Origin of the sequence: Streptomyces sp. NRRL F-5122 (genome assembly GCF_001507435.1) — a bacterium.
GTDB classification, from domain to species: domain Bacteria; phylum Actinomycetota; class Actinomycetes; order Streptomycetales; family Streptomycetaceae; genus Streptomyces; species Streptomyces lannensis.
Map to the genome: position 1 here is coordinate 108,133 of NZ_LMWH01000004.1, position 24,519 is coordinate 132,651.

The 24,519-nt window shown below is 72.1% G+C and carries 23 protein-coding genes; 11 read left to right on the forward strand and 12 right to left on the reverse strand.

The features are described from left to right. The first annotated feature begins 2 nt into the window (after positions 1–2). The 4 genes from ADL25_RS02715 (at position 3) to ADL25_RS02730 (ending at position 4,441) form a co-directional block, all read left to right on the forward strand. Positions 3–1,379: a multidrug effflux MFS transporter gene (locus ADL25_RS02715; protein ID WP_059125956.1), complete on the forward strand. Its 1,377-nt coding sequence runs from the start codon at positions 3–5 to the stop codon at positions 1,377–1,379. Next, on the forward strand, positions 1,307–2,506 hold the full coding sequence (locus ADL25_RS02720) for a serine hydrolase domain-containing protein (protein ID WP_420711332.1): 1,200 nt from the start codon (positions 1,307–1,309) through the stop codon (positions 2,504–2,506). Before ADL25_RS02715 ends, ADL25_RS02720 begins: the two co-directional genes overlap by 73 nt. Positions 2,507–2,518: 12 nt before the next feature. Then, positions 2,519–3,508 (forward strand): small ribosomal subunit Rsm22 family protein, encoded by a 990-nt coding sequence (locus ADL25_RS02725; RefSeq protein WP_059125958.1) that lies wholly within the window; start codon positions 2,519–2,521, stop codon positions 3,506–3,508. Between the two features lie 201 nt (positions 3,509–3,709). Further along, positions 3,710–4,441, forward strand: a complete 732-nt coding sequence (locus tag ADL25_RS02730) for a bifunctional DNA primase/polymerase (protein WP_059125959.1) — start codon at positions 3,710–3,712, stop codon at positions 4,439–4,441. 16 nt (positions 4,442–4,457) lie between these two features. Here the strand turns inward: ADL25_RS02730 and ADL25_RS02735 are convergent, their stop codons facing one another. Genes ADL25_RS02735 through efeO form a run of 4 tightly spaced genes read right to left on the reverse strand, consistent with a single transcriptional unit; the run spans position 4,458 to position 8,690 of the window. Next, positions 4,458–5,459, reverse strand: a complete 1,002-nt coding sequence (locus tag ADL25_RS02735) for a hypothetical protein (protein ID WP_059125960.1) — start codon at positions 5,457–5,459, stop codon at positions 4,458–4,460. Continuing rightward, entirely contained in the window at positions 5,416–6,291 is an 876-nt protein-coding gene (gene efeU / locus ADL25_RS02740) for an iron uptake transporter permease EfeU (protein WP_059125961.1), read from the reverse strand. Before efeU ends, ADL25_RS02735 begins: the two co-directional genes overlap by 44 nt. 3 nt (positions 6,292–6,294) lie before the next feature. Further along, a complete protein-coding gene (gene efeB, locus ADL25_RS02745; RefSeq protein ID WP_059125962.1) occupies positions 6,295–7,548 on the reverse strand; it encodes an iron uptake transporter deferrochelatase/peroxidase subunit in 1,254 nt (417 codons plus the stop codon). Between the two features lie 8 nt (positions 7,549–7,556). After that, a complete protein-coding gene (gene efeO / locus ADL25_RS02750; protein WP_059125963.1) occupies positions 7,557–8,690 on the reverse strand; it encodes an iron uptake system protein EfeO in 1,134 nt (377 codons plus the stop codon). A gap of 288 nt (positions 8,691–8,978) precedes the next feature. On the opposite strand from efeO, the gene ADL25_RS02755 reads away from it, so the two are divergent. After that, the gene (locus tag ADL25_RS02755; RefSeq protein ID WP_059125964.1) at positions 8,979–9,623 is read left to right on the forward strand and encodes a PhzF family phenazine biosynthesis protein; all 645 of its coding nucleotides are present in this window, start codon (positions 8,979–8,981) and stop codon (positions 9,621–9,623) included. Between the two features lie 106 nt (positions 9,624–9,729). Here ADL25_RS02755 and ADL25_RS02760 read toward each other — a convergent pair whose 3' ends face one another. Then, positions 9,730–10,692 carry an SDR family NAD(P)-dependent oxidoreductase gene (locus ADL25_RS02760; RefSeq protein WP_059125965.1) on the reverse strand — a complete coding sequence of 321 codons (963 nt, stop codon included), beginning with the start codon at positions 10,690–10,692 and terminating at the stop codon, positions 9,730–9,732. A 156-nt stretch (positions 10,693–10,848) separates the two neighbouring features. Here ADL25_RS02760 and ADL25_RS02765 point away from each other — a divergent pair, with 156 nt between their 5' ends. After that, a complete protein-coding gene (locus ADL25_RS02765) occupies positions 10,849–11,718 on the forward strand; it encodes a helix-turn-helix domain-containing protein (protein WP_059125966.1) in 870 nt (289 codons plus the stop codon). 200 nt (positions 11,719–11,918) lie between these two features. On the opposite strand, the gene ADL25_RS02770 is transcribed toward ADL25_RS02765, so the two are convergent. Both ADL25_RS02770 and map read right to left on the reverse strand, forming a co-directional pair. Then, a complete protein-coding gene (locus ADL25_RS02770; protein WP_059125967.1) occupies positions 11,919–12,587 on the reverse strand; it encodes a heme oxygenase (biliverdin-producing) in 669 nt (222 codons plus the stop codon). 121 nt (positions 12,588–12,708) lie between these two features. Next, positions 12,709–13,566 carry a type I methionyl aminopeptidase gene (gene map, locus ADL25_RS02775; protein ID WP_059125968.1) on the reverse strand — a complete coding sequence of 286 codons (858 nt, stop codon included), beginning with the start codon at positions 13,564–13,566 and terminating at the stop codon, positions 12,709–12,711. A gap of 60 nt (positions 13,567–13,626) precedes the next feature. On the opposite strand from map, the gene ADL25_RS02780 reads away from it, so the two are divergent. Beyond that, complete coding sequence (locus ADL25_RS02780) at positions 13,627–13,857, forward strand: hypothetical protein (protein ID WP_059125969.1); 231 nt, start codon at positions 13,627–13,629, stop codon at positions 13,855–13,857. A 37-nt stretch (positions 13,858–13,894) separates the two neighbouring features. On the opposite strand, the gene ADL25_RS02785 is transcribed toward ADL25_RS02780, so the two are convergent. Continuing rightward, a complete protein-coding gene (locus ADL25_RS02785) occupies positions 13,895–15,247 on the reverse strand; it encodes an MFS transporter (RefSeq protein WP_079050131.1) in 1,353 nt (450 codons plus the stop codon). Positions 15,248–15,300: 53 nt separating this feature from the next. Next, on the reverse strand, positions 15,301–15,903 hold the full coding sequence (locus tag ADL25_RS02790) for a hypothetical protein (RefSeq protein ID WP_059125970.1): 603 nt from the start codon (positions 15,901–15,903) through the stop codon (positions 15,301–15,303). 134 nt (positions 15,904–16,037) lie between these two features. Between ADL25_RS02790 and ADL25_RS02795 the strand changes: the two genes are divergently transcribed. Genes ADL25_RS02795 through ADL25_RS02805 form a run of 3 tightly spaced genes read left to right on the forward strand, consistent with a single transcriptional unit; the run spans position 16,038 to position 18,103 of the window. After that, the gene (locus ADL25_RS02795; RefSeq protein WP_059125971.1) at positions 16,038–17,111 is read left to right on the forward strand and encodes a sialidase family protein; all 1,074 of its coding nucleotides are present in this window, start codon (positions 16,038–16,040) and stop codon (positions 17,109–17,111) included. A 37-nt stretch (positions 17,112–17,148) separates the two neighbouring features. Further along, positions 17,149–17,853: an NADPH-dependent F420 reductase gene (gene npdG / locus ADL25_RS02800; protein ID WP_059125972.1), complete on the forward strand. Its 705-nt coding sequence runs from the start codon at positions 17,149–17,151 to the stop codon at positions 17,851–17,853. Between the two features lie 13 nt (positions 17,854–17,866). Next, complete coding sequence (locus tag ADL25_RS02805) at positions 17,867–18,103, forward strand: hypothetical protein (RefSeq protein ID WP_079050132.1); 237 nt, start codon at positions 17,867–17,869, stop codon at positions 18,101–18,103. Here the strand turns inward: ADL25_RS02805 and ADL25_RS02810 are convergent. Continuing rightward, positions 18,093–18,893, reverse strand: coding sequence for a site-2 protease family protein (locus ADL25_RS02810; protein WP_059125974.1), 801 nt, complete (start codon positions 18,891–18,893; stop codon positions 18,093–18,095). The two genes, ADL25_RS02805 and ADL25_RS02810, sit on opposite strands and share 11 nt — an antisense overlap. 284 nt (positions 18,894–19,177) lie before the next feature. On the opposite strand from ADL25_RS02810, the gene ADL25_RS02815 reads away from it, so the two are divergent. After that, on the forward strand, positions 19,178–22,480 hold the full coding sequence (locus tag ADL25_RS02815; protein ID WP_059125975.1) for an AfsR/SARP family transcriptional regulator: 3,303 nt from the start codon (positions 19,178–19,180) through the stop codon (positions 22,478–22,480). 27 nt (positions 22,481–22,507) lie between these two features. Here the strand turns inward: ADL25_RS02815 and ADL25_RS02820 are convergent, their stop codons facing one another. Together ADL25_RS02820 and ADL25_RS02825 are read right to left on the reverse strand one after the other, a co-directional pair. Next, on the reverse strand, positions 22,508–23,329 hold the full coding sequence (locus ADL25_RS02820; protein WP_059125976.1) for an ABC transporter permease: 822 nt from the start codon (positions 23,327–23,329) through the stop codon (positions 22,508–22,510). Further along, on the reverse strand, positions 23,326–24,351 hold the full coding sequence (locus ADL25_RS02825; RefSeq protein WP_059125977.1) for an ATP-binding cassette domain-containing protein: 1,026 nt from the start codon (positions 24,349–24,351) through the stop codon (positions 23,326–23,328). The genes ADL25_RS02820 and ADL25_RS02825 overlap by 4 nt, the downstream gene beginning before the upstream one ends. Between the last annotated feature and the right edge of the window lie 168 nt (positions 24,352–24,519).

Consider the following 24,519-nt stretch of genomic DNA (forward strand, 5'->3'; position numbering starts at 1 on the left):
ACATGCCCGAGCATGGGCGCACCAGGCGCGACCGCAAGGAGCCGGAGGGCCGCACGACCGGGGTGGTGGCGACGGCACCCGTGACCGAGGACGCCGTGCCGGCGACCGAGGCGGCCCCCGCACCGGGAGGCGCCCTCCGCCGTACCGGCCTCCTCGTCACCCTCGTCCTCGGCGGACTCACCGCCACGCCCCCGCTGGCCATGGACATGTACCTCCCGTCCCTGCCGGAGGTCACCCGGTCGCTGCACGCGCCCGCCGCCACCGTGCAGCTGACCCTCACCGGCTGCCTCGCGGGCATGGCGCTCGGCCAGCTGCTGGTCGGCCCGATGAGCGACAGATGGGGACGCCGCCGCCCGCTGCTCGTGGGCCTCGTCGTCTACGTGGTCGCCACCGCGCTGTGCGCGCTCGCGCCCTCGGTGGAGTCGCTCGTGGTGTTCCGGCTGGTGCAGGGGCTGGCGGGTGCGGCCGGGATAGTGATCGCGCGCGCCGTCGTCCGCGATCTGTACGACGGCGTCGCCATGGCCCGGTTCTTCTCCACCCTGATGCTGATCTCCGGGGTCGCGCCCGTCGTCGCGCCGCTCATCGGCGGCCAGATCCTGCGGGTGACGGACTGGCGGGGCGTCTTCGTCGTCCTCACCGTCGTCGGGATCGCGCTCACCGGTCTCGTGTGGGCGAAACTGCCGGAGACGCTGGCGCCCGCCGAACGGCACGACGGGGGAGTCGGCACGGCCCTGCGCTCCATGCGGCTGCTGCTCGCCGACCGCGCCTTCACCGGGTACACCGTCGCGGGCGGCTTCGCCTTCGCGGCGCTGTTCGCATACATCTCGGCGTCCCCGTTCGTGATCCAGGAGATCTACGGCGCCTCCCCGCAGACCTTCAGCCTGCTGTTCGGCCTGAACTCGGTGGGCCTGGTGGCCGTCGGCCAGATCAACGGAAAGCTCCTGGTCGGACGGGTCGGGCTGGACAAGGTGCTGGCGGTCGGCCTTGCCGTGATCACGCTCGCCGCGACCGCCCTGCTCCTGATGTCGACGGGTGCCCTCGGCGAGGTGGGCCTCGTCCCCGTCGCCGCGGCACTCTTCGTCCTGATGTCGGCGATGGGCCTCGCGATGCCCAACACCCAGGCGCTGGCCCTGATGCGCACCCGGCAGCACGCCGGTTCGGCGTCCGCGCTCCTCGGCGCGTCCTCCTTCCTCATCGGTGCCGTGGCCTCACCGCTCGTCGGGATCGCCGGCGAGCACACCGCCGTTCCGATGGCCGTCGTCCAACTGGCGGCGGCACTGGTGGCCGTCGTCTGCTTCGTGGCACTGTGCCGTCCGTGGAACCAGGGAGCGGTCGTGCACGGCGGGCGGGAGGCAGAGAGCCCGGGAGGGGACGGCTGAGCGCGCCGAGACTGCGCATCGACACACCGGAGAAGGCCGGGCTCGACCGGGAGGAACTGCGCCTCATGGTGGGCGGTGTCCGCGACGCCGTCGAGGGGGAGCGCCCCTGGGCGGCCGGCGCCGTGGTGGTCGCCGGGCGCGGCCCGGTGATCGCCGTCGAGGAGGCGATGGGCTGGGCCGTCAGGTACTCCGCCCACGACGCGGAGACGGACCGTGGGGTGGAGCTGCCGCCGGAAGCGCGGGTGCCCATGACCACGGACACACGCTTCGACCTGGCCTCGCTCACCAAGCTCTTCACCACGGTCGCCGTGGTCCAGCAGCTGGAGCGCGGCGCGGTCGACATCGACGCTCCGGTCGAGGCGTATCTGCCGGACTTCCGCGGTGTGGCGACGCAGGGCATCACCGTGCGCCGGCTGCTGACGCACACCTCCGGGCTGCGGCCGGAACTCCCGCTGTACGACCACCCCTCCTACGCGGCGCGGATCGAGTTGCTGCGGGCGGAGGCACCGGTCACCGCGCCCGGCACCCACTGCTACTCGGACCTGAACATGCTGCTCCTGCAGTTCGTGCTCGAGCGTGTCACCGGGCACCCGCTCGACGAACTCGTCGAGGACCGCATCACCCGGCCGCTCGGGATGACGGCGACCGGGTTCGGACCCAGCCGGGACGCGGCGGCGACCGAGGACCAGCGGCGGCCGTGGGCCAAGGCGGACCGCGGGATGCTGCGCGGTGTGGTCCACGACGAGAACGCCTGGGCGCTCGGCGGGGTGGCGGGACATGCAGGTCTGTTCTCCACGGGGCGCGACCTGGCCGTCTTCTGCCGCACCCTGCTCGCGGGCGGTTCGTACGGCCCGGCGCGCATCCTGGGTCCCGACTTCGTCGATCTGATGCTGGCCCCGCCCGGGCTGGGGTTCGCGGTCGACCGGCGCTGGTTCATGGGGGAACTGGCCGGCGGGGGTGCGGCGGGCCACACCGGTTTCACGGGCGCGTCACTGGTGCTCGACCCCTCGACGGACACGTTCCTCGTCCTCCTGGCGAACGCGGTCCACCCGCGCCGCCGGGACCCCGACAACCGGGTGCGGGTCGCGGCGGCGGATCGACTGGCACGGGCGGTCCGCGGCACCTGAGAGAATCTGCGGGTGAACGCCCCCGTCTCCCCAGCCGACACGCTCCGCGCCGCCCTCGCCGGGCTGCTGGACGGGCTGCCGCCCAGGCAGGCCGCACAGGCCGTGGACCGGCTGATCGCCAACTACCGGGGGCGGACCCCGACCGACGCACCGGTGCTGCGGGACCGTGCGGATGTGGTCGCGTACGCCGCGTACCGGATGCCCGCGACGTTCGAGGCGGTGTGTGCGGCGCTGGAGGCGTTCGCGGACGCCGCGCCGGGATGGGTGCCTTCGGGTCATGTCGACGTCGGCGGCGGGACCGGCGCGGCGACCTGGGCCGTGAGCGCGACATGGGACGGCGAACGGCCGGTCACCGTGCTCGACTGGGCCGAGCCCGCACTCGAGCTGGGCCGCGAGATCGCCGCGGCGAACCCGGCGCTGAAGTCCGCCGCATGGCACCGCACCCGTATCGGAGCCGCACTCGGCATCGAGAGCACCGATCTCGTCACGGTCTCCTACGTCCTCGGTGAGCTGACCGGGGCCGACCGCGCCCATGTCGTCGACGCGGCGGCCGCGGCCGCCCAGGCCGTCGTGATCGTGGAGCCCGGCACCCCGGACGGCTACGCCCGCGTCATCGAGGCCCGCGACCGCCTGATCGACGCCGGTCTCAAGGTCGCGGCACCCTGCCCGCACAGTGCGGCCTGCCCCATCGTCCGCGGCCAGGACTGGTGCCACTTCTCCGCCCGGGTCAGCCGTTCCTCGCTGCACCGGCAGGTCAAGGGCGGATCACTGGCGTACGAGGACGAGAAGTTCAGCTATGTCGCCGCGGCCCGCTTCCCGGTGGCGCCGGCCGCCTCCCGGGTCGTCCGACGCCCGCAGATCCGCAAGGGGCAGGTGCTGCTCGAGCTGTGCGGCCCGGACGAGTCCCTGCACCGCGAGACGGTGACCAAACGGCACGGTCCGCTGTACCGGGCGGCCCGCGACACGGACTGGGGAGACGCCTGGCCGCCCGAGGACCACTGACACTGCCCTCGGCTGGGCCCCGCCTCCACCGGCCGATTTTTCGTTCGGATATGTCCGGGGAAATGCCGACATCGTCGCAGATGGAGGCCTGCGGTTGGCATCGCCCCGACCACCCCGGATGTGGGCTCCGGTCACCCGAGGCGCAGGATGGTGGGACGATAAGGCATGCTGTCCGCACCACAGCAGCGAGCGAGGGGATAGATGAGCGCAGAGTTCGGCCGCCGCAGGGGCGCGCAGGGCAGGATCTCCCAGTGGCTGCGCGGACGACGTCCCGCCCGTCTCGAGGAGGACGCCGGAGACGGCGGCCGTGAGGCGATGCTGCTGGCTGCCGCCGCCGCAGGGCTGCCGATCGCGCCCGCCGCGCATCCCCTCGGCTACCGCTGCTCCTGCGACCGCGTCGGTTGTCCCACGCCCGCCCGCCACCCGGTCTCCTTCGCCTGGCAGACGCAGTCCACCACCGACCGTGCGCAGGTCGAGCGCTGGGTCCGGCACCAGCCGCAGGCGAACTTCATCACCGCCACCGGGATGGTCCACGATGTGCTGGACGTCCCGCGCGGGGCCGGCGAGGAGGCCCTGGGGCGACTGCTCGAGGCCGGCGTCGAGGTGGGTCCGGTCGCCGTGACCGGTGACGGGCGCATGCTGTTCTTCACACTGACGCGCGGTACACCCGAGGACGAGGACGAGTGGTGGCCGTGTGAACTGGACTGCCACCCCGAGACGATGGACGAGCACCCGGGCCTTCGCTGGCACTGCCGTGGCTCGTACGTGCTGCTGCCGCCCGCGCGGCTGCCGGGTGAGAAGTCGGTGGAGTGGGTACGGGGCCCGGAGCACCCGCTGCCGGATCCGCTGAGCCTGCTCGAGGTGCTGACCGACGCATGCGCACGGCACGCCCGGGACGAGACCGAGCTCGCCGGCTGGCCGCACCGGGGCTGAGCCCCGGCGCCGCGCCCTATTCGCCCTTCGCCCCCGTCAGCCCCTCCACCCTGCTCAGGAACGTCACCTTGCCCTGCGTGGGGTCCAGTACCGCCTGGTTGGAGACGAACTCCAGCGTCAGGGACTGCTTGACCTCACCCGTCAGCAGCGCCTTGATGCTCGGGTCCGACACAGTGATGTTCACGCCCGGTGCGGCCGTCTGCTTCTCGAAGTGGCGGGTGGCGAAGAAGACGAGTGCGCCGCCGTCCGTGGTACGCAGTCCCACCGGGGCGTTGTCGCCGTTGGTCAGCGGTTCGTCGAGGTACTGACGGGCAAGCCCCGGCTTGGTGGCGTTCTTCAGCCGGGTGGCGCGCCACCGGGAGGTGTGCGCGCCGGGCGCGAACGTGTCCCCGCCGGACTTCAGATACGCCGTGTAGGCCGAGCCGAGCTCACGGGGCCGCACCGCGAGCGCCGCGTCGTCGGCGGTGACGGGCTGGGCCCAGCCGTCCTTGTCCTTCTTGAACGCCGGTACGTCACCGGCCGCGAGGATCGTCAGATACGACACCGCCCACACCTTGCTCGCGTCGGAGCGGGTGAAGACGAGCAGCCAATGGGCGTCGGTGTTGCCCTTGTTGGACCGGGTGTCGACGACGAACCAGCGCGGCCAGCCCGCCTTCTCGGGAATGGTGAACTTCGCGTCGGTCAGCTTCAGCGGGACATGGGCCGGATTGCCGGCGGGGTGGTTCTTGTGGCCTGCGTCCAGCTTGCCGCCGTCGATGGCGGCGAGCGGGCCGGTGACCCGCTCCGCGTCCAGGGAACGGTTGTACGCCTTGTCCGCCTTGTTGTACGCGGTCATGAAGTCCGCGAGTGCGCGGGTCGCTTCGGCGCGCGTCACCGTCGGAACGACCTCCCGCTCGCCGTGGACCACGACGCAGCCGCTCGCGGCCACGGCGACGGTGGCGGCCGTCGCCGTTGCCAGGGCGAACCGGTTGAGACTACGAAGCGTTCGAGGGCTGCGATCCCCGCGATCCCTGGTCATCAGTGGCCTTCACCTTCCCCTTCCCGGAGGCGAACCCTACCGGGACGAGGAAGATGGCGAGGGTGGGGACCAGATACAGAGCCCACACCGTGATCTGGAGGACCGTCGGGTCGGGCTGGAAGTTGAACACGCCCTTGAGCAGGGTGCCGTACCAGCTGTCCGGCGGGATGGTGCCGCTGATGTCGAAGGCCAGGTTCGTCAGGCCCGGGATCCAGTCGGCCTCCTGCAGGTCGTGGAAGCCGTAGGCGAGCACGCCCGCCGCGACGACGACCAGCATGCCGCCCGTCCATGTGAAGAACTTGGCGAGGTTGATCTTCAGGGCGCCGCGGTAGAACAGCCAGCCGAGGAGCACCGCGGTGGCCAGACCCAGCGCCACGCCGATCAGCGGGCGCGGGGTGCCGTCGCTCGCCGCGTGCACCGAGGCCCACACGAACAGCGCGGTCTCCAGACCTTCGCGGCCCACGGCCAGGAACGCGGTGGCGACCAGTGCGCCCGTGCCCAGCGCCAGGGCCGCGTCCAGCCTGCCGTGCAGCTCGGACTTCAGATGCCGGGCGGTGCGGCGCATCCAGAAGACCATCCAGGTCACGAGGCCGACCGCGACGATCGACAGAGAGCCGCCGAGCGCCTCCTGCGCCTGGAACGTCAGTTCCTGGGAGCCGAATTCGAGCGCGCAGCCGAAACCCATGGCGAGGGCGATCGCGACGGCGATGCCGATCCAGATCGGCCTCAGGGCGTCCCTGCGGCCCGTCTTGACCAGATAGGCGATCAGAATGCAGACGACGAGGCTGGCCTCCAGCCCCTCGCGCAGGCCGATCAGGTAGTTGGAGAACACTGGCTACGCCTCCTCGGTGAGCAGCGTCCGGCCCCACCAGTCGTCCTTGTCCCGGACGCCGGGCGGGATCGCGAAGACCGCCGAACCCACGTGCTGGATGTACTCGTTGAGCGCGTCGGACGCCGACAGCTTGCGCTGGAGCGGGATGAAGCCCTTGCGCACGTCGCGCTGGTAGGCGAGGAAGAACAGACCCGCGTCCAGCCGGCCGAGTCCGTCCGTGCCGTCCGTGAAGGAGTAGCCCCGGCGCAGGATCGTGATCCCGCCGTTGGAGTCGGGGTGCGCGAGCCGTACGTGGGCGTCGGGCTTCATCGCCTTCAGGAACGGCTCGTCGTGCTCCTTCGCCTTGCCGACGGGAGCGCCCTCGCCCTTGTCGCGGCCGAAGACGTCCTCCTGTTCCTGCAGGGAGGTGCGGTCCCAGGTCTCGATGTTCATCCGGATACGCCGTGCGACGAGGTAGGAGCCGCCGGTCATCCAGTCGGTGCCGTCGCCCTCGCCGACCCACACGAACTTCTTCAGGCGGTCGGTCTCGGTGCCCGCGATGTTGCGGGTACCGTCCTTGAACCCCATGAGATTGCGGGGGGTCTGGGCGTCCGGGGTGGTCGAGGAGGTCTTGCCGAAGCCGAGTTGGGACCAGCGGACGGCGACCTTGCCGAAGCCTATGCGGGCCAGGTTGCGGATCGCGTGCACGGCCACCTGGGGGTCGTCCGAGCAGGCCTGGATGCACAGGTCGCCGCCGGTGCGGGAGGTGTCCATGTTCTCGCCGGGGAACCGGGGCAGGTCGACCAGAGCCTCCGGTCGCCTGCCGGCCAGCCCGAACTTCTCGAAGAACGACGGCCCGAACCCGATCGTCAGGGTCAGCCGCGACGGCTTGAGACCCACCGCCTCGCCGGTGTCGTCCGGCGGCGCCTCGGCGAGCCCTCCGAACGCGCCGTCGCCGACCGTCCGGCCGGCGGTCATGCGCCGGGCGGCCGCGGTCCAGTCCTTGAGCATCTGGACGAACTCGGCGCGGTCGTCGGTCTTCACGTCGAACGCGGCGAAGTGCAGCCGGTCCTGCACCGGCGTGGCGATGCCCGCCTGGTGCGCGCCGTGGAAGTCGACCGCGACACCCGTCGCGGACCCGGCCGGGTCCACGTCGTTGCCCGTACGTGTCATCGCCACCGCGCCGCCGGCCGCGGCGGCGCCGAGCGCGAGGCCGGCACTGCCCCAGCCGATCAGCGCACGGCGCGAAGGACTCGCGGTGCCTCGGGTCTCGGTCATGGTCGTCCCTACTTCACAACGGCGGCGGCGAGCTTGGACAGCGGCTCTGCGAGCGCGTTCACGTTGTCCGACAGCTCCTTGCGCTGGTCCTTGGTGACCTTGTCATACGAGACGAAGTCGTACTGCGCCGGGTCCGTGCGGTACTTGGCGAGCAGCGTGTTCAGTGCGGCGAACTGCTTGTCGAGCTCGGTGGTCAGTGCGGCGTCGTTCGTCGAGGCGACCGGCTTCAGCAGCTCGTAGGCCTTCTGCGCGCCCTCGACGTTTGCCTTGAAGTCGACGAGGTCGGTGTGCGAGTAGCGGTCCTCCTCGCCCGTGACCTTGCCGGTGGCGACCTCGTCGAGCAGCTCCTTGGCGCCGTTCGCCATGGAGGTCGGCGTGATCTCGGCCTTGCCCACCCGCTGCTGCCAGTCCTTCAGGTCGGTGACCAGTTGGTCGGCGAGCGTCTTCTCCTCATCGCCGATCTTCTTGTCCTCCCAGAGGGCCTTCTCCAGGCGGTGCCAGCCGGTCCACTTCTGACCCTGCTCCAGGCCGTCGGCGCGGGTGTCGACCTTCGGGTCGATGTCACCGAAGGACTCGGCGACCGGCTCGGTGCGCTCCCATCCGATGCGGGAGGTCGCATAGGCCTTCTTGGCGGCCTCGAGGTCGCCGTCCTTGACGGCCTTGGCGAAGGTCTCGACACGCGGCAGCGTCTCGTCGGCCTGGTCCTGGGCGTACTGGCGGTAGTCGGCTACGGCCTTGTCCAGCTTCGGGTTCCGCTTGGCGGCCGAGCCGCCCGTGACCGTGAGCTTCTGGCGTACGCCGTGACCCTTCATGCCCGGGCGGCAGGCGATCTCGTACGAGCCGGCCTTGACCTCGGCCGTCAGCGTGTACTTGGTGCCCGGTCCGATGTTCTCCTTCTCCGAGACGATCCGGTCGTCCGGGAAGAGGATCTCGACCTCGGTGGCCTTGGAGCCCTTGTTCTCGATCTGCAGGGTGACCTGGCCCGCCGGAGTCGACTTGGCGGAGGTGTCGCACTTGGAGTCGGCGGCGGTCACCTGGATCGCGTCACCGTCCTTGGCGTCGCTTTTCGCCGTGCAGGCCGTGATGGCGGTCAGAGCGGCCACCGTGGCGGCGGCGGTGACGGTGAGTCGGACGGCTCGCATACAGGCTCCAAGCGGAAACGGTTGGTGAGGCTGACCTAAGTTACCTGAGCCTTACCTCACCTGCACCCACCCGGGTGGTAATCGACGCTCACGAAAAGATCACAGAAACGGCTTGATCACGACGACTCAAAACGAACCCCAAGGAGCGGTCAAGAGGCGCCCAACGGGGGGTGGGCCGGGGCCGGGGCCAACAGTTTTCGCGGCGCGGACGCACCCGCACCTGGCCCCTGGGCGGAGGGACCGCCGCCTGGGACGCGTTCGCCCGGCGCGCGATGTTTGAATGCCCGCGTGACTGACTACGACGTGCTGCGCGTCTTCTGCGGGCCGGACGGCGGCCACGGCAACGAACTCGCCGTCGTCCGCGACGGTTCGACGGTTCCCGACCGGGGTGACCGCCAGGCGCTCGCCGCCAAGATCGGCTTCAGCGAGACCGTGTTCGTCGACGACCCCGAGCGCGGTGCCATCGACATCTACACGCCCACGCTGCGGCTGCCGTTCGCCGGGCACCCCTGCGTCGGCACGGCCTGGCTGCTCGACGTGCCCGAACTCGTCACACCGGCGGGGGTCGTGGGCGCCCGCGCGGACGGCGAGTTCAGCTGGATCGAGGCCCGCCCGGAGTGGGCGCCCCCGCGTACGCTTCGCCGGCACGCGACCGCGAGCGAGGTGGACGCACTCGCGGTGCCGCCGCCGGGGGAGTGGATCTACGCCTGGGCGTGGGAGGACGAGGCCGCCGGCCGAGTGCGCGCCCGGGCCTTCCCCGGCCGGGACGACGGCATCGACGAGGACGAGGCGACCGGCGCGGCGGCGCTGCTCCTCACCGACCGTCTCGGCCGAGCGCTCAACATCCGCCAGGGAACGGGCTCCCAGATCCTGACGGCACCACAGCCCGAAGGATGGGTGGAGGTCGGCGGCCGGGTGTTCCTGGAGCGCTGACCGTCCCGGCCGCGGACGGTGCCGACCGCCGAAGCCGCAGGGCCCGGCGGAGGCGACCCCGCGGGTCCACGGGCAGCGGTGCCCCCGCACCCGCGGTGCGCGCGGATCAGTCGCCGAGTGTCCGTGCGGAGACCTCCCACAGACGCGCCGCGGCCTCGGGGTCCAGGGCGTGCGGCGCTACCCCCGAGGGCTCGCCGGAGCGGCCGGCGGGCGCCGGGTCGAGGGGGAGTGCCTCGTTGCAGTTCTCGAAGTAGCGCCCTGTGACCCCCTCGACCAGGGGAGACGCCGCGAGCAGGACGGAGGTGGCCGCGCCCTGCGGGGCGGTGCGCCACGGGTAGGAGTCGAAGATCTCCCTGACCTCCGGGGACATCGCGGCGCCCTCCTGGTGGCGCTGGAGCGCGGTGCGGATGCCGCCCGGCATCAGCGCGTTCGCCGTGATCCCGTCGTCCGCCCAGCGCCGGCCCGCCTCCACGGCGAACAGGACGCCGGCGGTCTTGGACTGCCCGTAGGCCAGCCAGGGGTCGTAGGCGCGGTGCAAGAAGTGGATGTCGTCGAAGACGACGGGCGAGCGGTGGTGGGCGTTCGAACTGACCGAGACGATCCGCGCTCCCTGCGCGGCCAGCGCGGGGTGCAGGGACCGGGCCAGTTCGAAGTGGCCGAGGTGGTTGGTGGCGAACTGCAGCTCCCAGCCCTCACGGGTGCGGCGCAGCTCGGGTACCGCCATCACACCGGCGTTGTTGACGAGGATGTGCAGCGGACCGGTCCAGGCACGGGCGAAGGCGGCGACGGAGGCGCGGTCCGTCAGCTCCAGCGGGGCGACGTCCACCCGGACTCCGCCGCCGTCCGCCGCGATCTCGTCGGCGACCTTCCGCCCGGCGGAGGTGTCCCGTACCGCGAGGGTCACCTCGGCGCCCGCCCGGGCCAGCGAGCGCGCGGTCTCGATGCCGATGCCGGAGGCGCCGCCGGTGACGACCGCGCGCCGTCCGCTCAGGTCGACGCCGGCGAGGACCTCGTCGGCCGTGGTGTCACGGGTGAAGGGGGTGGTCCAACGGAGGTGGTCGTAGGTCATGAGGGTGCCGTTCTGCGTGAGTCGTCGGTGGGCGCGCCGGGCGCGGCGGCCTCGTCACCACCGTCGACCGCTGTGGGGGGCGGCAGCCAGGGCCCTGCCGACAGGGGTGCCAGGGGGGCCAGGCTCGGGGTCGCCGGCCCGATTACCGTGGAGGACATGAGTCCGTCCAGCGAGCTGGGCGCCTATCTCCGCGCCCGCCGTGACCTCCTGCGTCCCGAGGACTTCGGTCTGGCCGACAGAGGCCGGCGCCGGGTGCCCGGGCTGCGCCGTGAGGAGGTCGCCCAGCTGGCGGGCATCTCGGCCGAGTACTACCTCCGGCTGGAGCAGGGCCGGGACCACCACCCCTCCGCCCAGGTCCTGGACGCCCTCGCCCGTGCGCTCGGCCTCGGTGCGGAGGCGACCGCGTATCTGCATCAGCTCGCCACCCCCGTGCCCCGCGGACGCCCGGGCCGCCGCCCGGAGCGGGTGCCGGCGGGGACCCGCCGGCTCGTGCTGTCGCTGATCGGTGTCCCGGCCCTCGTCCTCGGCCGCTACCAGGACGTCCTGGTGGCCAACGACCTGGCCACCGCGCTGTCCTCCGCCCATCGGCCGGGTGAGAACGCACTGCGCTCGGCGTTCCTCGACCCCGAGGTCCGGGCCCTTTACGGCGACGACTGGGCGAGGATCGCCGCCGGAACCGTCGCCTCGGTCCGGGCACTCGCAGGACCCGAGAGCCGTGACGCACATCTCGCGCAGCTGGTGGGGGAGTTGTCGGTGCGCAGCGAGGAGTTCCGGCGCCTGTGGGCCCGGCACGACGTCGCCCCGCGGGCGAGCGGCTCCTCCGTCCTCGACCACCCACAGGTCGGCCCGATGGAGCTGAGCTACGAGAAGCTGGCCGTCACCGGCACCGAGGGCCAGGTGCTCGTCCTGTTCCACGCGGACCCCGGCACCGAGTCTGCCCGCTCCCTCGCTCTCCTCGCGCATCTGACGGCCGGCGCGACGCCGCCGAACCCCGCACAGGAACGGCACGGAGCCCGCCGCCACTGAGCGGGCCCAGGTTCGCGGGCAGCCCGGTACGTCGGCCTTCTCCTCGCGTGAGCGACGAGCTCCGGTGCCTCTGGGACGTGCACGAAGTCGGTGTCCGCCCCGGTCAGGTCACACGACAAGCTGCGGCTGCTGTCCGTCATCGGCACGCGGTCGCTCCGCTGACCCCGGTCACCCCTGATCCTTGGCCACCCGGGCACGGCCTAAGCGCTCAGCGGGAACTCCTCGCCCAGAGCCCGGAAGACGGCGGTGTTGAGGGTGTACGCCCGCTTGCACTCGGCGATGATCCGCTGCTTCTCCAGTTCGTCCGCCGGGACCTCGTCCAGGAGCGTGCGGTACCCCTTCCTGAACGCCGCCGGATTGGGGATCCCCTCGAAGACATAGAACCGGACCCCATCACCCTTTCGAGTGAAACCCCAAGTCTTCTCCGCCGTGTCGCGGATGATCTGGCCGCCCGCGAGGTCGCCCAGATAGCGGGTGTAGTGGTGGGCGACGTAGCCGCCGGGCCATCCCTCGGCGCACTCCCGCACGCGCGCCGCGTACGTCCGGGTCTCCGGCAGCGCGGTGAGGCTCGCCCGCCAGTCGGGCCCGCGCAGATGGGCGAGGTCCCGTTCCAGTTCGGTCCGCCGGAACAGCTCCGGCCGTACGAAGGGGCCCGTCACCGGGTCGCCCGCAAGCCGTTCGGCCCCGGCCTCCAGGGCCCCGTACACGAACCACAGCTGCTCGGTGTACCGCGTGTACGCCTCGACCCCGAGCCTGCCGCCGAGCAGGTCGGAGACGAACGCCGAGGTGTTCGCCTCGTGGTGCTGCTCGAGCGAGGCGCTGCGCAGGAGCGAGGAGAACGCCGTGGGGGACGCGTCCGGCGGGGTCATGGGGCCTCCAGCATCTTGCCGACACCTTGTCGGGAAAACCCTACCCACTGATACGGGCGCAGCCACATGAAAGAGCCCGCTCCGTCGGACGGAGCGGGCTCTTTCGGGTACGCGGTGCGTCTCAGGGCAGGGTCAGGATCTCCGCCCCGGTGTCCGTGACGACGAGGGTGTGCTCGAACTGGGCGGTGCGCCTGCGGTCCTTCGTCACCACGGTCCAGCCGTCGTCCCACATGTCGTACTCGTGCGTGCCGAGCGTGAGCATGGGCTCGATGGTGAAGGTCATCCCGGGCTGCATCACGGTGGTGGCGTGCGGGCTGTCGTAGTGCGGGATGATCAGCCCGGAGTGGAACGACGAGTTGATGCCGTGCCCGGTGAAGTCCCGCACCACGCCGTATCCGAATCGCTTGGCGTACGACTCGATGACCCGCCCGATGACGTTGATCTGGCGACCGGGCCTGACGGCCTTGATCGCGCGGTCGAGGGACTCGCGGGTCCGCTCGACCAGCAGTCGGGACTCGTCGTCCACCTCGCCGACGAGGTACGTGGCGTTGTTGTCGCCGTGCACACCGCCGATGTACGCCGTCACGTCGAGATTGATGATGTCGCCGTCGCGCAGGACGGTGGAGTCCGGGATGCCGTGGCAGATGACCTCGTTGAGCGAGGTGCACAGCGACTTGGGGAAGCCGCGGTAGCCCAGCGTCGACGGATAGGCGCCGTGGTCGCACATGTATGCGTGCGCGACCCGGTCCAGCTCGTCCGTGGTGACTCCCGGGGCGATGATCTTCGCGGCCTCGGCCATCGCCTGCGCCGCGATCCGGCCGGCGACGCGCATCGCCTCGATGGTCTCGGGCGTCTGCACCTCGGGACCGTTGTACGGGGTCGGCGAGGGTTTGCCGACGTACTCCGGGCGGCGGATGTTTCCGGGGACGGAACGGGTGGGAGACAGCTCTCCTGGTACGAGCAGCGACTGGCCAGACATGCCAGCGAGTCTAACCAGCGGCCGTGCGGGAACATGGCCCTGGTGAAAGGAGCTCCTGCGATGGCGCTGTTCAAGAAGCGGACGGCCGGGAAGCCGGGCGAGTGGTACTACTGCCTGGCCCACCACAAGGTCGAGGAGGGACCCGAGTGCCCCGCGAAGGACCGCTTCGGGCCGTACACGTCCCGTGAGGAGGCGGAGCACGCGATGGAGATCGCGCGCGAGCGGAACGAGGAGTGGGAGACGGATCCCCGCTGGCACGACACACCCGCGGCGGAGCGGGAGGAAGACTGAGACGACCGAGCGGTCGGGGCGGACGGGGACGGGGCTCTCAGCCCGCCGTCCCCGTCCGCTCGGCCCTCAGTCGCAGCGCGTGCTCGTTCGTACGGACGTCGTAGCGCATCAGGCCGGGAAGACACAGAGCCAGCAGGGCGACCGCGCCCGTGCACAGCAGGCCGCCCGACCAGACCGACATGCGCACACCTCGCCACGCGGCCATGCCACCGGCGCGGACCTGGCCCAGCTGCGGGCCCACCGAATACGAGAGCAGTTCGATGCCGGCCAGGCGGCCGCGCAGCTCGTCGGGGATCGTCTGGTTCCACATCGCTCCCCGGAAGATCCCGCTGACCATGTCGAAACCGCCCGCGAGCGCCAGGAAGAGCAGCACCAGCCAGACGTTCCGCACGAGGCCCGCCGCCGCGATCGCGAGCCCCCAGCCGGCCGCCGCGAGGACCACCATCCGGCCGTGCCGGTGGATCCGCGACGTCCAGCCGCCGGTCAGCGACACCAGCAGCGATCCGGCCGGCACGGCGGCGTACATCAGCCCGAGCGACCACTCGGCCCGCAGTTCGTCCGCGAGGAACGGCAGCACCGCCAGCGGCATCGCGAAGAACATCGCGGCGAGGTCGATGACGTACGTCCCGAGGAGTTCCTTGCGGTTCCACGCATAGCGCGCGCCCTGCGCGATCGACCGAAGCGAGGGTTTCGCCGCCTCGTGGGCGGCGGGTGACGCGGCCAGCCGCAGGCACAGGACGACGGAGACCACGAAGGTCAGGACGTCGGCCCCGTACGCCGCGCCGAGTCCGGCGAAGGCGACCACCACACCCGCCAGCGCCGGGCCCGCGACCCCGCCGACCGTCCAGCGCAGCGAATTGAGCGAGGCGGCGGCCGGGAGGTGCTCGTGCGCCACGATCCGCGGGATGAGCGAGTCCAGTGCCGGCCGCTGGAGGGCGCCGAGGGCGGAGGCGAGGGCGGCGACGAGGTACAGCGGCCAGACGGCGGGCCGCGGCAGCAGCGCGTTCACCAGCAGCACCGCGGACAGCAGCCCCTGCCCCGCCTCGGTGGACAGGATCAGCTTCCGTTTGTCGTGGGCGTCCGCGAGTGCGCCGCCGTACAGACCGAAGACGATCAGCGGCACGAGCTCCACGGCGCCGATCGCGCCCACGGCCGCCGCCGAGCCGGTGAGGTCCTTCACCTGCACCGGCACCGCGACGAAGGTGAGGAAGGTGCCGAAGTTGCTGATCAGACCGGACAGCCACAGCCTGCGGAAGTCCGCCGACGCGTGCCACGGCGCGAGATCGGGGAGCAGGGAGCGGGACTTCGGGGAGCGGCGGGCCGAGGGGCCGGTGGTCGCGTCCTCGGCCGCCGTGGGTGGTGCGGGGGGAGCCTGGGTGTCGTCGGTCACGACGGGTCATGCTCAGCGGACCCGGCACCCGGGGCAACCGGTTTTCCCGGCGATCACCATCGCGGTGGCGGGGGAGACGTCAGCTGATCGGCCAGGCGGGACAGGCGGTCGCGCAGACGCCGGCGGCCGCGGGGGGCCGGCAGCGAGTTCTCCCCGGCCGCGGCGCTCACCAGGTGCTGCACCGTGTCCAGGTCGAGGTCCGTGTGCTGCGGCACCGTCAGCGACTCGTGCGCCATGGCCGCGAGGTCGCGGTCCCCGGTGTCCAGCGCAAGGACCGTCGCCCCGGCCCGCCGTGCGTCGTGGACCCGCTCCAGAAGCCCGGCTCCCGCGGCGGCGGGCGACACCACCAGCAGCGTCTCCCCGCGCCGTGCCGCCGACAGCCGTCCGGGTCCGACGGCCAGATGCGCCGGATCCGTGGCCCGCGCGGAGTGCCGTACCAGTGTCGGGGACAGCTCCGGTGTGCCCGACCAGGCCGCCTCGTCGACCAGATGGGCCGCCAGATGCCAGGGCTCGTACTCCTCGGTGCCCACGAGCAGCAGCCCGCCCCCGTACGACACCACGGATCCGCGCAGGGCTCCCGCGAACTGCCGCGTGGCTTCCGGCCACTCGGTCCCGGCGAGCACTTCCCGCAGCAACGCGACCCGTACGGCGTCCATACGGAAGCATCCTGCCGCAACCGGCGACTCGTGACCCGGAGTTCACTCCGAATTCGCCCGACCCGGGCAGGGAGCCCAGCCGTCGGGCACACAGCCCGATGGACGAACCGCGACAAACCGGCCGAGGAGCCTCCATGACCGAAGCCTCCGTTCCCTTCCACGCGGGCAGCGAGGGCTACGCCAGTTACCGGGTCCCCGCCGTCGTCACCACGGTGACCGGCACCCTTCTCGCGTTCTGCGAGGGACGGGTGGACTCCGCCGCCGACCACGGGCACATCGACATCGTGCTGCGGCGGTCCACGGACGGCGGCCGCACCTGGGGCCCGCTGTCCACCGTCGCCCGCAACGGCTCCGGCCTCGCGGGCAACCCCGCCCCGGTCGTCCTGGACACCGGTCGCGTCCTGCTGGTCCACGTCCGCGCGGCCGGCACGGCGACCGAGGACGCCATCATGCGCGGACGGGTGGGCCCCGAGGACGGGCGCCGCGTCTGGGTGCAGCACAGCGACGACGACGGGCTCGGCTGGTCCGCGCCGCGCGAGATCACCGCTCAGGTGAAGAGGGAGGACTGGCGGTGGTACGCCACCACCCCCGGCCACGGCCTCCAGCTGGGCACCGGCCGGATCGTCGTCCCCGGCAACCACAGCCTCCCGCCCGCGGGCACCGACACCGGCACCGAGCCGAAGTACTACACGGGCCACTGCCTGCTCAGCGACGACCGCGGCGAGAACTGGTACCTCGGCTACGTCGACGAGAACACGGACGGCTACATCAACGTCAACGAGACGTCCGCCGCCGAACTCCCCGACGGACGCGTCTACTTCAACACCCGCACCGACTCCCGGTCGCCCGGCCACCGCGCCGACGCCCACTCGGAGGACGGCGGCCGGACCCTGGTCAGGCCCTTCCGCCCGCAGGCCGGGCTCGTCACCCCCGTCTGCCAGGGCAGCGTCCTCCAGCTCCGCGACCCCGACCTGCTGCTCTTCGCCGGCCCCGCGGACCCCGCCGCCCGGGCCCTGATGACCGTGCGCGTTTCCACCGACGCCGGCGTCACCTGGCGGCCCGCGTACACCGTCGACGGGCTGCCGGCCGGCTACTGCGACCTCGTCCGCGTCGACGCCGACACCGTCGGCCTGCTCTACGAGACGGGCGACTTCGGCGCGTACGAGACGATCACCTTCCGCCGCGTCCCGGTGGCCGCTCTCGCCTGAGCGGCGGGTGGGGCGGCGGCGCACGTAGAGTCGGCCCATGACCTCTACCGACAGTGCAGCCAAGGCCCCCGCCAAGGACCCCTGGGACCTTCCCGACGTCTCCGGGCTCGTCGTCGGCGTGCTCGGCGGGACCGGGCCGCAGGGCAAGGGCCTCGCCTACCGGCTCGCCAGGGCCGGCCAGCAGGTGATCATCGGCTCGCGTGCCGAGGAGCGCGCGCAGGCCGCCGCCGAGGAGATCGGCCACGGCGTCGAGGGCGCCGACAACGCCGAGGCATCCCGGCGCAGCGATATCGTGATCGTCGCCGTGCCCTGGGAGGGCCACGGGAAGACGCTCGAGTCCCTGCGCGAGGTGCTGGCAGGCAAGCTCGTCGTCGACTGCGTCAACCCGCTCGGCTTCGACAAGAAGGGCGCGTACGCGCTCAAGCCGGAGGAGGGCAGCGCCGCCGAGCAGGCCGCCGCGCTGCTGCCGGACTCGCGGGTCACCGCCGCCTTCCACCATCTGTCCGCCGTGCTCCTGGAGGACCCCGAGGTCGAGCAGATCGACACCGACGTCATGGTCCTCGGCGAGGAGCGCGCCGATGTGGAGATCGTCCAGGCCCTCGCCGGACGCATCCCCGGCATGCGCGGGATCTTCGCGGGCCGGCTGCGCAACGCCCACCAGGTCGAGGCCCTGGTGGCGAACCTGATCTCCGTCAACCGGCGGTACAAGGCGCACGCGGGCCTGAGGGTGACCGACGTGTAGCCGGCGCAGGGGCATGGGGGACACTGGACGCCGTACGACCGCCGTCCGTCAGGAGCCGACCCCCATGCCCCGCCTCGCCCTCTACACCATCGCCGTGTGCGTCCTGTCGATCGCCGCGGCCGTCGTCGCCTTCGCCAAGGGCAGCTGGCTCGGGATCGTCTGGGTGCTGCTCGCGGGGCTGTCGTCCAACATGGCCTGGTACTACCTGCGGCGCGGCAAGGGCGCCCGGAGCCGCTCGGTCAGCGAGTGACCTGGCAGAAATCGTTGGTGCCCTGCCAGAACCGGTAGAGCTCCTGGCCGCAGTAGCGGTCGAAGTCGTCGATGCCCATGCCGTTCAGGATCGAGTCGATCGCGTCGAAGAAGACGTTGTTGACCGACGGGACCCACAGCAGCGCGAACACGAACAACAGGCCGAACGGGGCGAAGGGTTCCACCTGCCGCTTGACGTTGTACGACAGCCAGGGCTCGATCACCCCGTAGCCGTCCAGGCCCGGCACCGGCAGGAAGTTCAGGATCGCGGCCGTCACCTGGAGCAGCGCGAGGAAGGCCAGGGCGAACCGGAAGTCCTGCGGCACACCGTCCAGGGCGTGCAGCCAGAACGGGGCGGTGCACACGAGGGCGAACAGCACGTTCGTCAGCGGGCCGGCCGCGGAGATCAGGCTGTGCCGCCAGCGCCCCCGGATACGGCCGCGCTCGATGAACACCGCACCGCCCGGCAGGCCGATTCCGCCCATGATCACGAAGATCACCGGCAGCACGATGCTCAGCAGGGCGTGCGTGTACTTCAGCGGGTTGAGTGTGAGATAGCCCTTCGCGCCGACCGAGATGTCGCCGCTGTGCAGGGCGGTGCGGGCGTGCGCGTACTCGTGCAGGCACAGCGACACGATCCAGGCGGCCGTCACGAACAGGAAGACGGCCACCCCGGGCTGCTCGGCGAAGCCGCTCCAGGTGGCCCATCCGGTGACCGCCGTCACGGCCAGGATCCCGACGAAGACGGGGCTGACCCTTCGGTCGCTGTGGCGGGTTGCGGCGGTGGTCATGGGACTCCTGGGTGCGTCAGTGACAGCGCTGGCGGGTCGACCGTACCGGTGACGAGGGAGAAACGTCTCGTGGCCTGCTCCGGGTTCCTGCCCGAGGACGGGCTGTCGCCGAGCCGGCGGTCACGACGAGCGCCGGCCTGCCGGGGAGAGTCCGCGCACGGCGCCGCGGACGTGCCCATGAGCGCGCGCGTTCCCGGCCCACAAGGAGCCCACCCGTCCTGGGCTGCACCCTGTTCCACGCGAGTCCGAAACCCGGAGGCGGCCCACCGTCGGCCCCAGAGACAATGGACCCCGTGCGCTATCGCATTCTCGGCACCACCCAGGCACTCCGCGCCGACGGCAGCCCCGTCCCGGTCGGCGGGGCACGGCTGCGTGCACTGCTGACCGTTCTCGCCCTGCGACCCGGCCGGGCCGCACCCGCCGCCCTCCTCGTCGACGAGGTGTGGGACGACGATCCGCCCGCCGATGCCGGCGGCGCCCTGCAGGCGCTGGTGGGGCGGCTACGGCGGACGCTCGGGGCGGACACGGTGGAGTCGGTGGACGGCGGCTACCGGCTGGCCGCTGCTCCGGACGACGTCGACCTGCACCGCTTCGAGCGGCTCGCCACGGAGGGCATGGCCGCCCTGGCCGACGGCGACCCCGCGAAGGCGGCGGCCGTCCTCGACGACGCCCTCGCCCTGTGGCACGGGCCCGCCCTCGCCGACCTCCCGGACCGCACGGCCGAGGCGGCCCGCTGGGAGACCCGCCGCCTCGATGTGCGCCGCGCCCGTCTGACCGCCGCCCTCGCCCTCGGGCACGGCGAGCAGTACCTGCCCGAGCTGACCGCTCTGTGCGACCTCCATCCCCTGGACGAGCCGCTCCAGGCGCTGCGTCTGCGCGCCCTGCGCGACGCGGGCCGTCCGGCCGAGGCCCTGGCCGCCTACGAGGACGTACGGCAGCTGCTCGCGGACCGGCTGGGCTCCGACCCCGGGCCGGAACTGCGGTCGCTGCACGGGGACTTGCTGCGGGCCCCGGACGCGGCGCCGTCCCACGCCCCGCCGCACCCCCGCGCGCCCGCACCCGAGGGCGCCCTTCCGGCACCCGCGCCCCCCGGCAACCTCCGTGCCCGCCTCACCTCCTTCGTCGGGCGGGACGCGGACATCAACACCCTGCGGGCGGACCTCGCCGCCGCCCGGCTCGTCACGCTGCTGGGGCCCGGCGGAGCCGGGAAGACCCGGCTGTCGCAGGAGGCCGCCGAGGCGGTGACGCATCTGGCGCCGGACGGGGTGTGGCTGGCGGAGCTCGCGCCGGTGGACGACCCCCAGGCCGTGCCCGAGGCCGTGCTCACCGCGGTCGGGGCGCGCGAGACCGTGCTGCGGGGCGCCGGCGCCGAGGAAATGCGTGCCGTCGCCGAACGCCACGACGACCCCCTCGTCCGGCTCGCCGAGCACTGCGCGCGGCGGCGCATGCTGCTCATCCTCGACAACTGCGAGCACGTCGTGGACGCCGCCGCCCGGCTCGTCGAGCACCTCCTCCAGCACTGCCCGGGGTTGACGGTGCTCGCCACCAGCCGGGAACCCCTCGGCGTGCCGGGGGAGTCCCTGCGGCCGGTCGAACCGCTGCCTCAGCCGTACGCGCTGGAGCTGCTCGCCGACCGCGGCGCCGCCGCCCGGCCGGACTTCCGTGTCGAGGACGACCCCGAGGCCACGGCCGAGATCTGCCGGCGCCTGGACGGCCTGCCGCTCGCCATCGAACTGGCGGCCGCCCGGCTGCGGATGCTGTCGCCGCGACAGATCGCCGACCGGCTCGACGACCGCTTCCGGTTGCTCACCTCCGGCAGCCGCACCGTGCTGCCGCGGCAGCAGACCCTGCGGGCCGTCGTCGACTGGTCCTGGGATCTCCTCGACCGGCACGAGCGCACGGTGCTGCGCCGGCTGTCCGTCTTCTCCGGCGGCTGCGACCTCACCGCGGCCGAGGCCGTGTGCGGGCCCGCCGCGCTGGAGGTGCTCGGTTCCCTCGTCGACAAGTCCCTGGTGGTGGCGGCGCCCTCGGGCGGCGGGGAGATGCGGTACCGGCTGCTGGAGACCGTCGCCGAGTACGCGGGCGAGCGGCTCGACGAGTCCGGCGAGCGGGCCGACGCCGAGCGCGCCCATCTCACGTACTACCGCGAACTGGCCCGCACCACCGATCCGCTGCTGCGCGCGTCCGGTCAGCGCGCCGCGATCGAGCGGCTGGAGCTGGAGTACGAGAATCTGCGCACCGCCCTGCGCCGCGCCGTCGCGACCCGCGACGAGCACGAGGCGCTCTGCCTGCTCCTGTCCCTGTCCTGGTACTGGCAGATGCACGATCAGCGCACCGAGGCCCGCACCTGGTCCACCGCCGTCATCGCCATGGGCCCCGACCCCTTCACGGCGCCCGCGCGCCCGGTGCCCGACATCGCCGAGACGTGCACCGACAACCCGCCGCCCATGCGCCCGGAGATCCTGGCGGAGGCCCGGCGCGGTGCGCATCTCGTCCACCTCGCCTGCATGGACATGGACCACAGGGCGTGGGAGACGATGCAGGCGAAGGAGAAGCTGAGAGTCATCAGCGAGACCTACCGGCCGGGTCAGCCGCAGACCTGCCGGATGCCCGGATTCCTCTGGTTCTTCGCCATCCTGTTCACCGCCGACCTCGACCGTATGCGGGCGGTCATCGACGAGTCCGTGCGCACCTGCCGCGAGCTCGGCTACACCTGGGAGCTGGGCCAGACCCTCCAGATGCGGGCCAACGTCCTCGCCAACCGCAGTACCTGGGCGGGGGACGCGACCCGGGACGCCGACGAGGCACTGGAGATCTTCCGCCGGATCGACGACGCCTGGGGCGCCGCCGAGGCCCTGTCCGCCCGCGGTGAGGCCCACGAACGCCGCGGCGACTTCCTGCTCGCCGCCGCCGACTTCGAGGCCGCCCGAGCGTACGCCGAACAGCTCGGCGCCCACTCCCAGATGGCCGTCCTCGACGCCCGTCTGGGCAGCGTGCTGCTGGACGCGGGGGAGACCGAGCGGGGCGAGCGGCTGCTGCGCCGGGTCGTCGAGGACGGCCACGGCTCGTCCAACGACGCCATGCCGGCCGCCCGGCTCTTCCTGACGATGTGGCTCGGCCGCACCGCGCGGGTCACCGAGGCCCGCGAGCAACTCGAGCTGCTGCGACGGGACTTCGGAGCCGTCACCTTCGTGCTCTTCGACAGCATCGTGCTCGGCCTGGAGGCCTGGCTGGACACGGTCGAGGAGCGGTACGAGGACGCCGCGGGCAAGGTGCGCACCGCTCTCGAGCGGGCATCGGACCGGATGACCCGGGTGGTCGCGCCGCACCTGCCGTCCGTGCATCTGTGCATCGCGGCGATCGTGCTCGCCGAAGTCGACGGCGGGACACGCGTCCTGGACGCGGCCCGGTGCCTGGGCGCCGCCGACCGGCTGCTGCCCCCCGGTCACTTCCGGGCCCCGTCGGAGCGTGAGATCCGCGCCGAGGCGGAGGCGCGCGTGCGGGCGCTGCTGGGCGACGCGGCGTACGAGGCGGCATACACGGAGGGTGACGGCCTCCCCTATGAGGAGGTCGTCACCCTGGTGTGACGCGGTCCTGCCGTCGTGCCGGGGGCGTCAGGCCTTGGTGGTGAACTTGCGGATGGCGATCGGGGCCATGACCGCCGTCAGGACGACCGACCAGAGCACCGTCACCATCACGTCGTGGCCGATGGGCTGTCCACCGTTCATCAGGCCGCGGGCGGCGTCCGCCAGCGAGGAAAGCGGGTTGTAGTCGGTGAAGGCCTGGAGCCAGCCGGGCATGGTGTTCGTGGGCGCGAAGATGGACGATCCGAACTGCAGAGGCATCAGCACGAGGAACCCCATCGCTTGGATGGCCTGGGCGTTCTTCATCACGACGCCCATGGTGAGGAAGATCCACATGATGCCGAAGCCGAACACCATCGACAGACCGATGGCGGCGAACAGCCCCGGCACGTTCGCCACGGACAGGCCGAGGACGAAACCGACCGTGAGGAGCACCGCGGTGGCGACCAGCATGCGGCCGATCTCCACCGTGATCTTGGCGATCAGCACGGAGAAGCGGGCGATGGGCAGGGACCGGAAGCGGTCCATCACGCCCGTCTGGAAGTCCTGGTTGAAGCCGGTCCCGACCCCCATGGCGATGTTCATGCCCATCATCGCCATCAGGCCGGGGACCACGTAGTTGACATAGGCGTCACGGTTCTGGGTGCCCGCGATCGCGCCGCCGAAGACGAACACGAACAGCAGGGTGAAGACGATCGGCATCAGCACCGCGTCGAACATCGACTCCGGGTCCTGCCGGATCCACAGCAGATTGCGCCGGACCAGGGCGCCGATGTGGCGGAGGTTGGCGCGCAGCCCGATCCGGCCCTCGGAGACCTGGGCGGCGGGGGCGGTCAGGGTGGCGGAGCTCATACGGCGACCTCTTCAAGGGCGTTGGACGCGTCCTGCGGGGCACTGGCCTTGTGGCCGGTGAGCGACAAGAACACCTCGTCCAGGCTGGGCAGTTCGGTGGTGATGCCGGCGAGCGTGATGCCGCGGGCGGTGACCGCGCCGACGACCGCGGTCAGCTGTTCGTCGCTGAGGACGGGGACGAGGACGGTGCCGCTCTCGGTGTCCACGGTCGCGCGGCCGGGACCGGTGAGGCCGAACTCGTCGAGCGCCGTGGCGGTCGGGTGCAGTTCGCCGGGGTCGGCCGGGCGGATGCGCAGCGTACGGCCGCCGACCCGGGCCTTCAGCTCGTCGATGCGGCCGCCGGCGATGACCTTGCCGCGGTCCATGACGGTCAGCTCGGAGGCCAGCTGCTCGGCCTCCTCCATGTACTGGGTGGTGAGCAGCACGGTGGCGCCCTCGGCGACCATCCGCTTGACCTCGGTCCACACCTCGTTGCGGGTGCGCGGGTCGAGACCGGTGGTCGGCTCGTCGAGATAGAGGACGGCCGGGTGGCCGATCATGGAGGCGGCGAGGTCCAGCCGGCGCCGCATACCGCCGGAGTACGTGGAGGCCGGGCGCTTGGCCGCCTCCGTGAGGGAGAACCGCTCCAGGAGACCGTCCGCACGGGCCCGGGCCTCCTTGCGGGGCAGATCGAGGAGCCGGCCGATCATGTACAGATTCTCGAAGCCGGAGAGCTTCTCGTCGACCGAGGCGTACTGGCCGGTGAGGCCGATCACGCGCCGCGTCTGCCGCGGCTGCCGGACGACGTCGAAGCCGGCGACCGTGGCATGGCCGGAGTCGGGGGTGATGAGGGTGGACAGGCAGCGGACCAGGGTGGTCTTGCCCGCGCCGTTCGGACCGAGCACGCCGAGGACGGTGCCCTCGCGCACATCGAGATCGACACCGTCCAGTGCCCTGGTCTCGCCGTAGTGCTTGACCAGCCCCCGTACGGTGACGGCCGCGTCCGGTGCGGCGTCGCTGGGCTTGTTGTCGATTCGTGTCATGCGGACCACGGTGCCAGCAGGCACCGACAAACCGCCTACAGGCCGCCGACAGCCGCCGCCGCTTCACCCACAGGACGCCGACAGCCCGCCGACGGGGGAAGATCGGCGGGCTGTCGGGCGCCCCGTGAGGGGCGCGGGAACTGCGTGACCGGCCTGAAAACGGTCCGC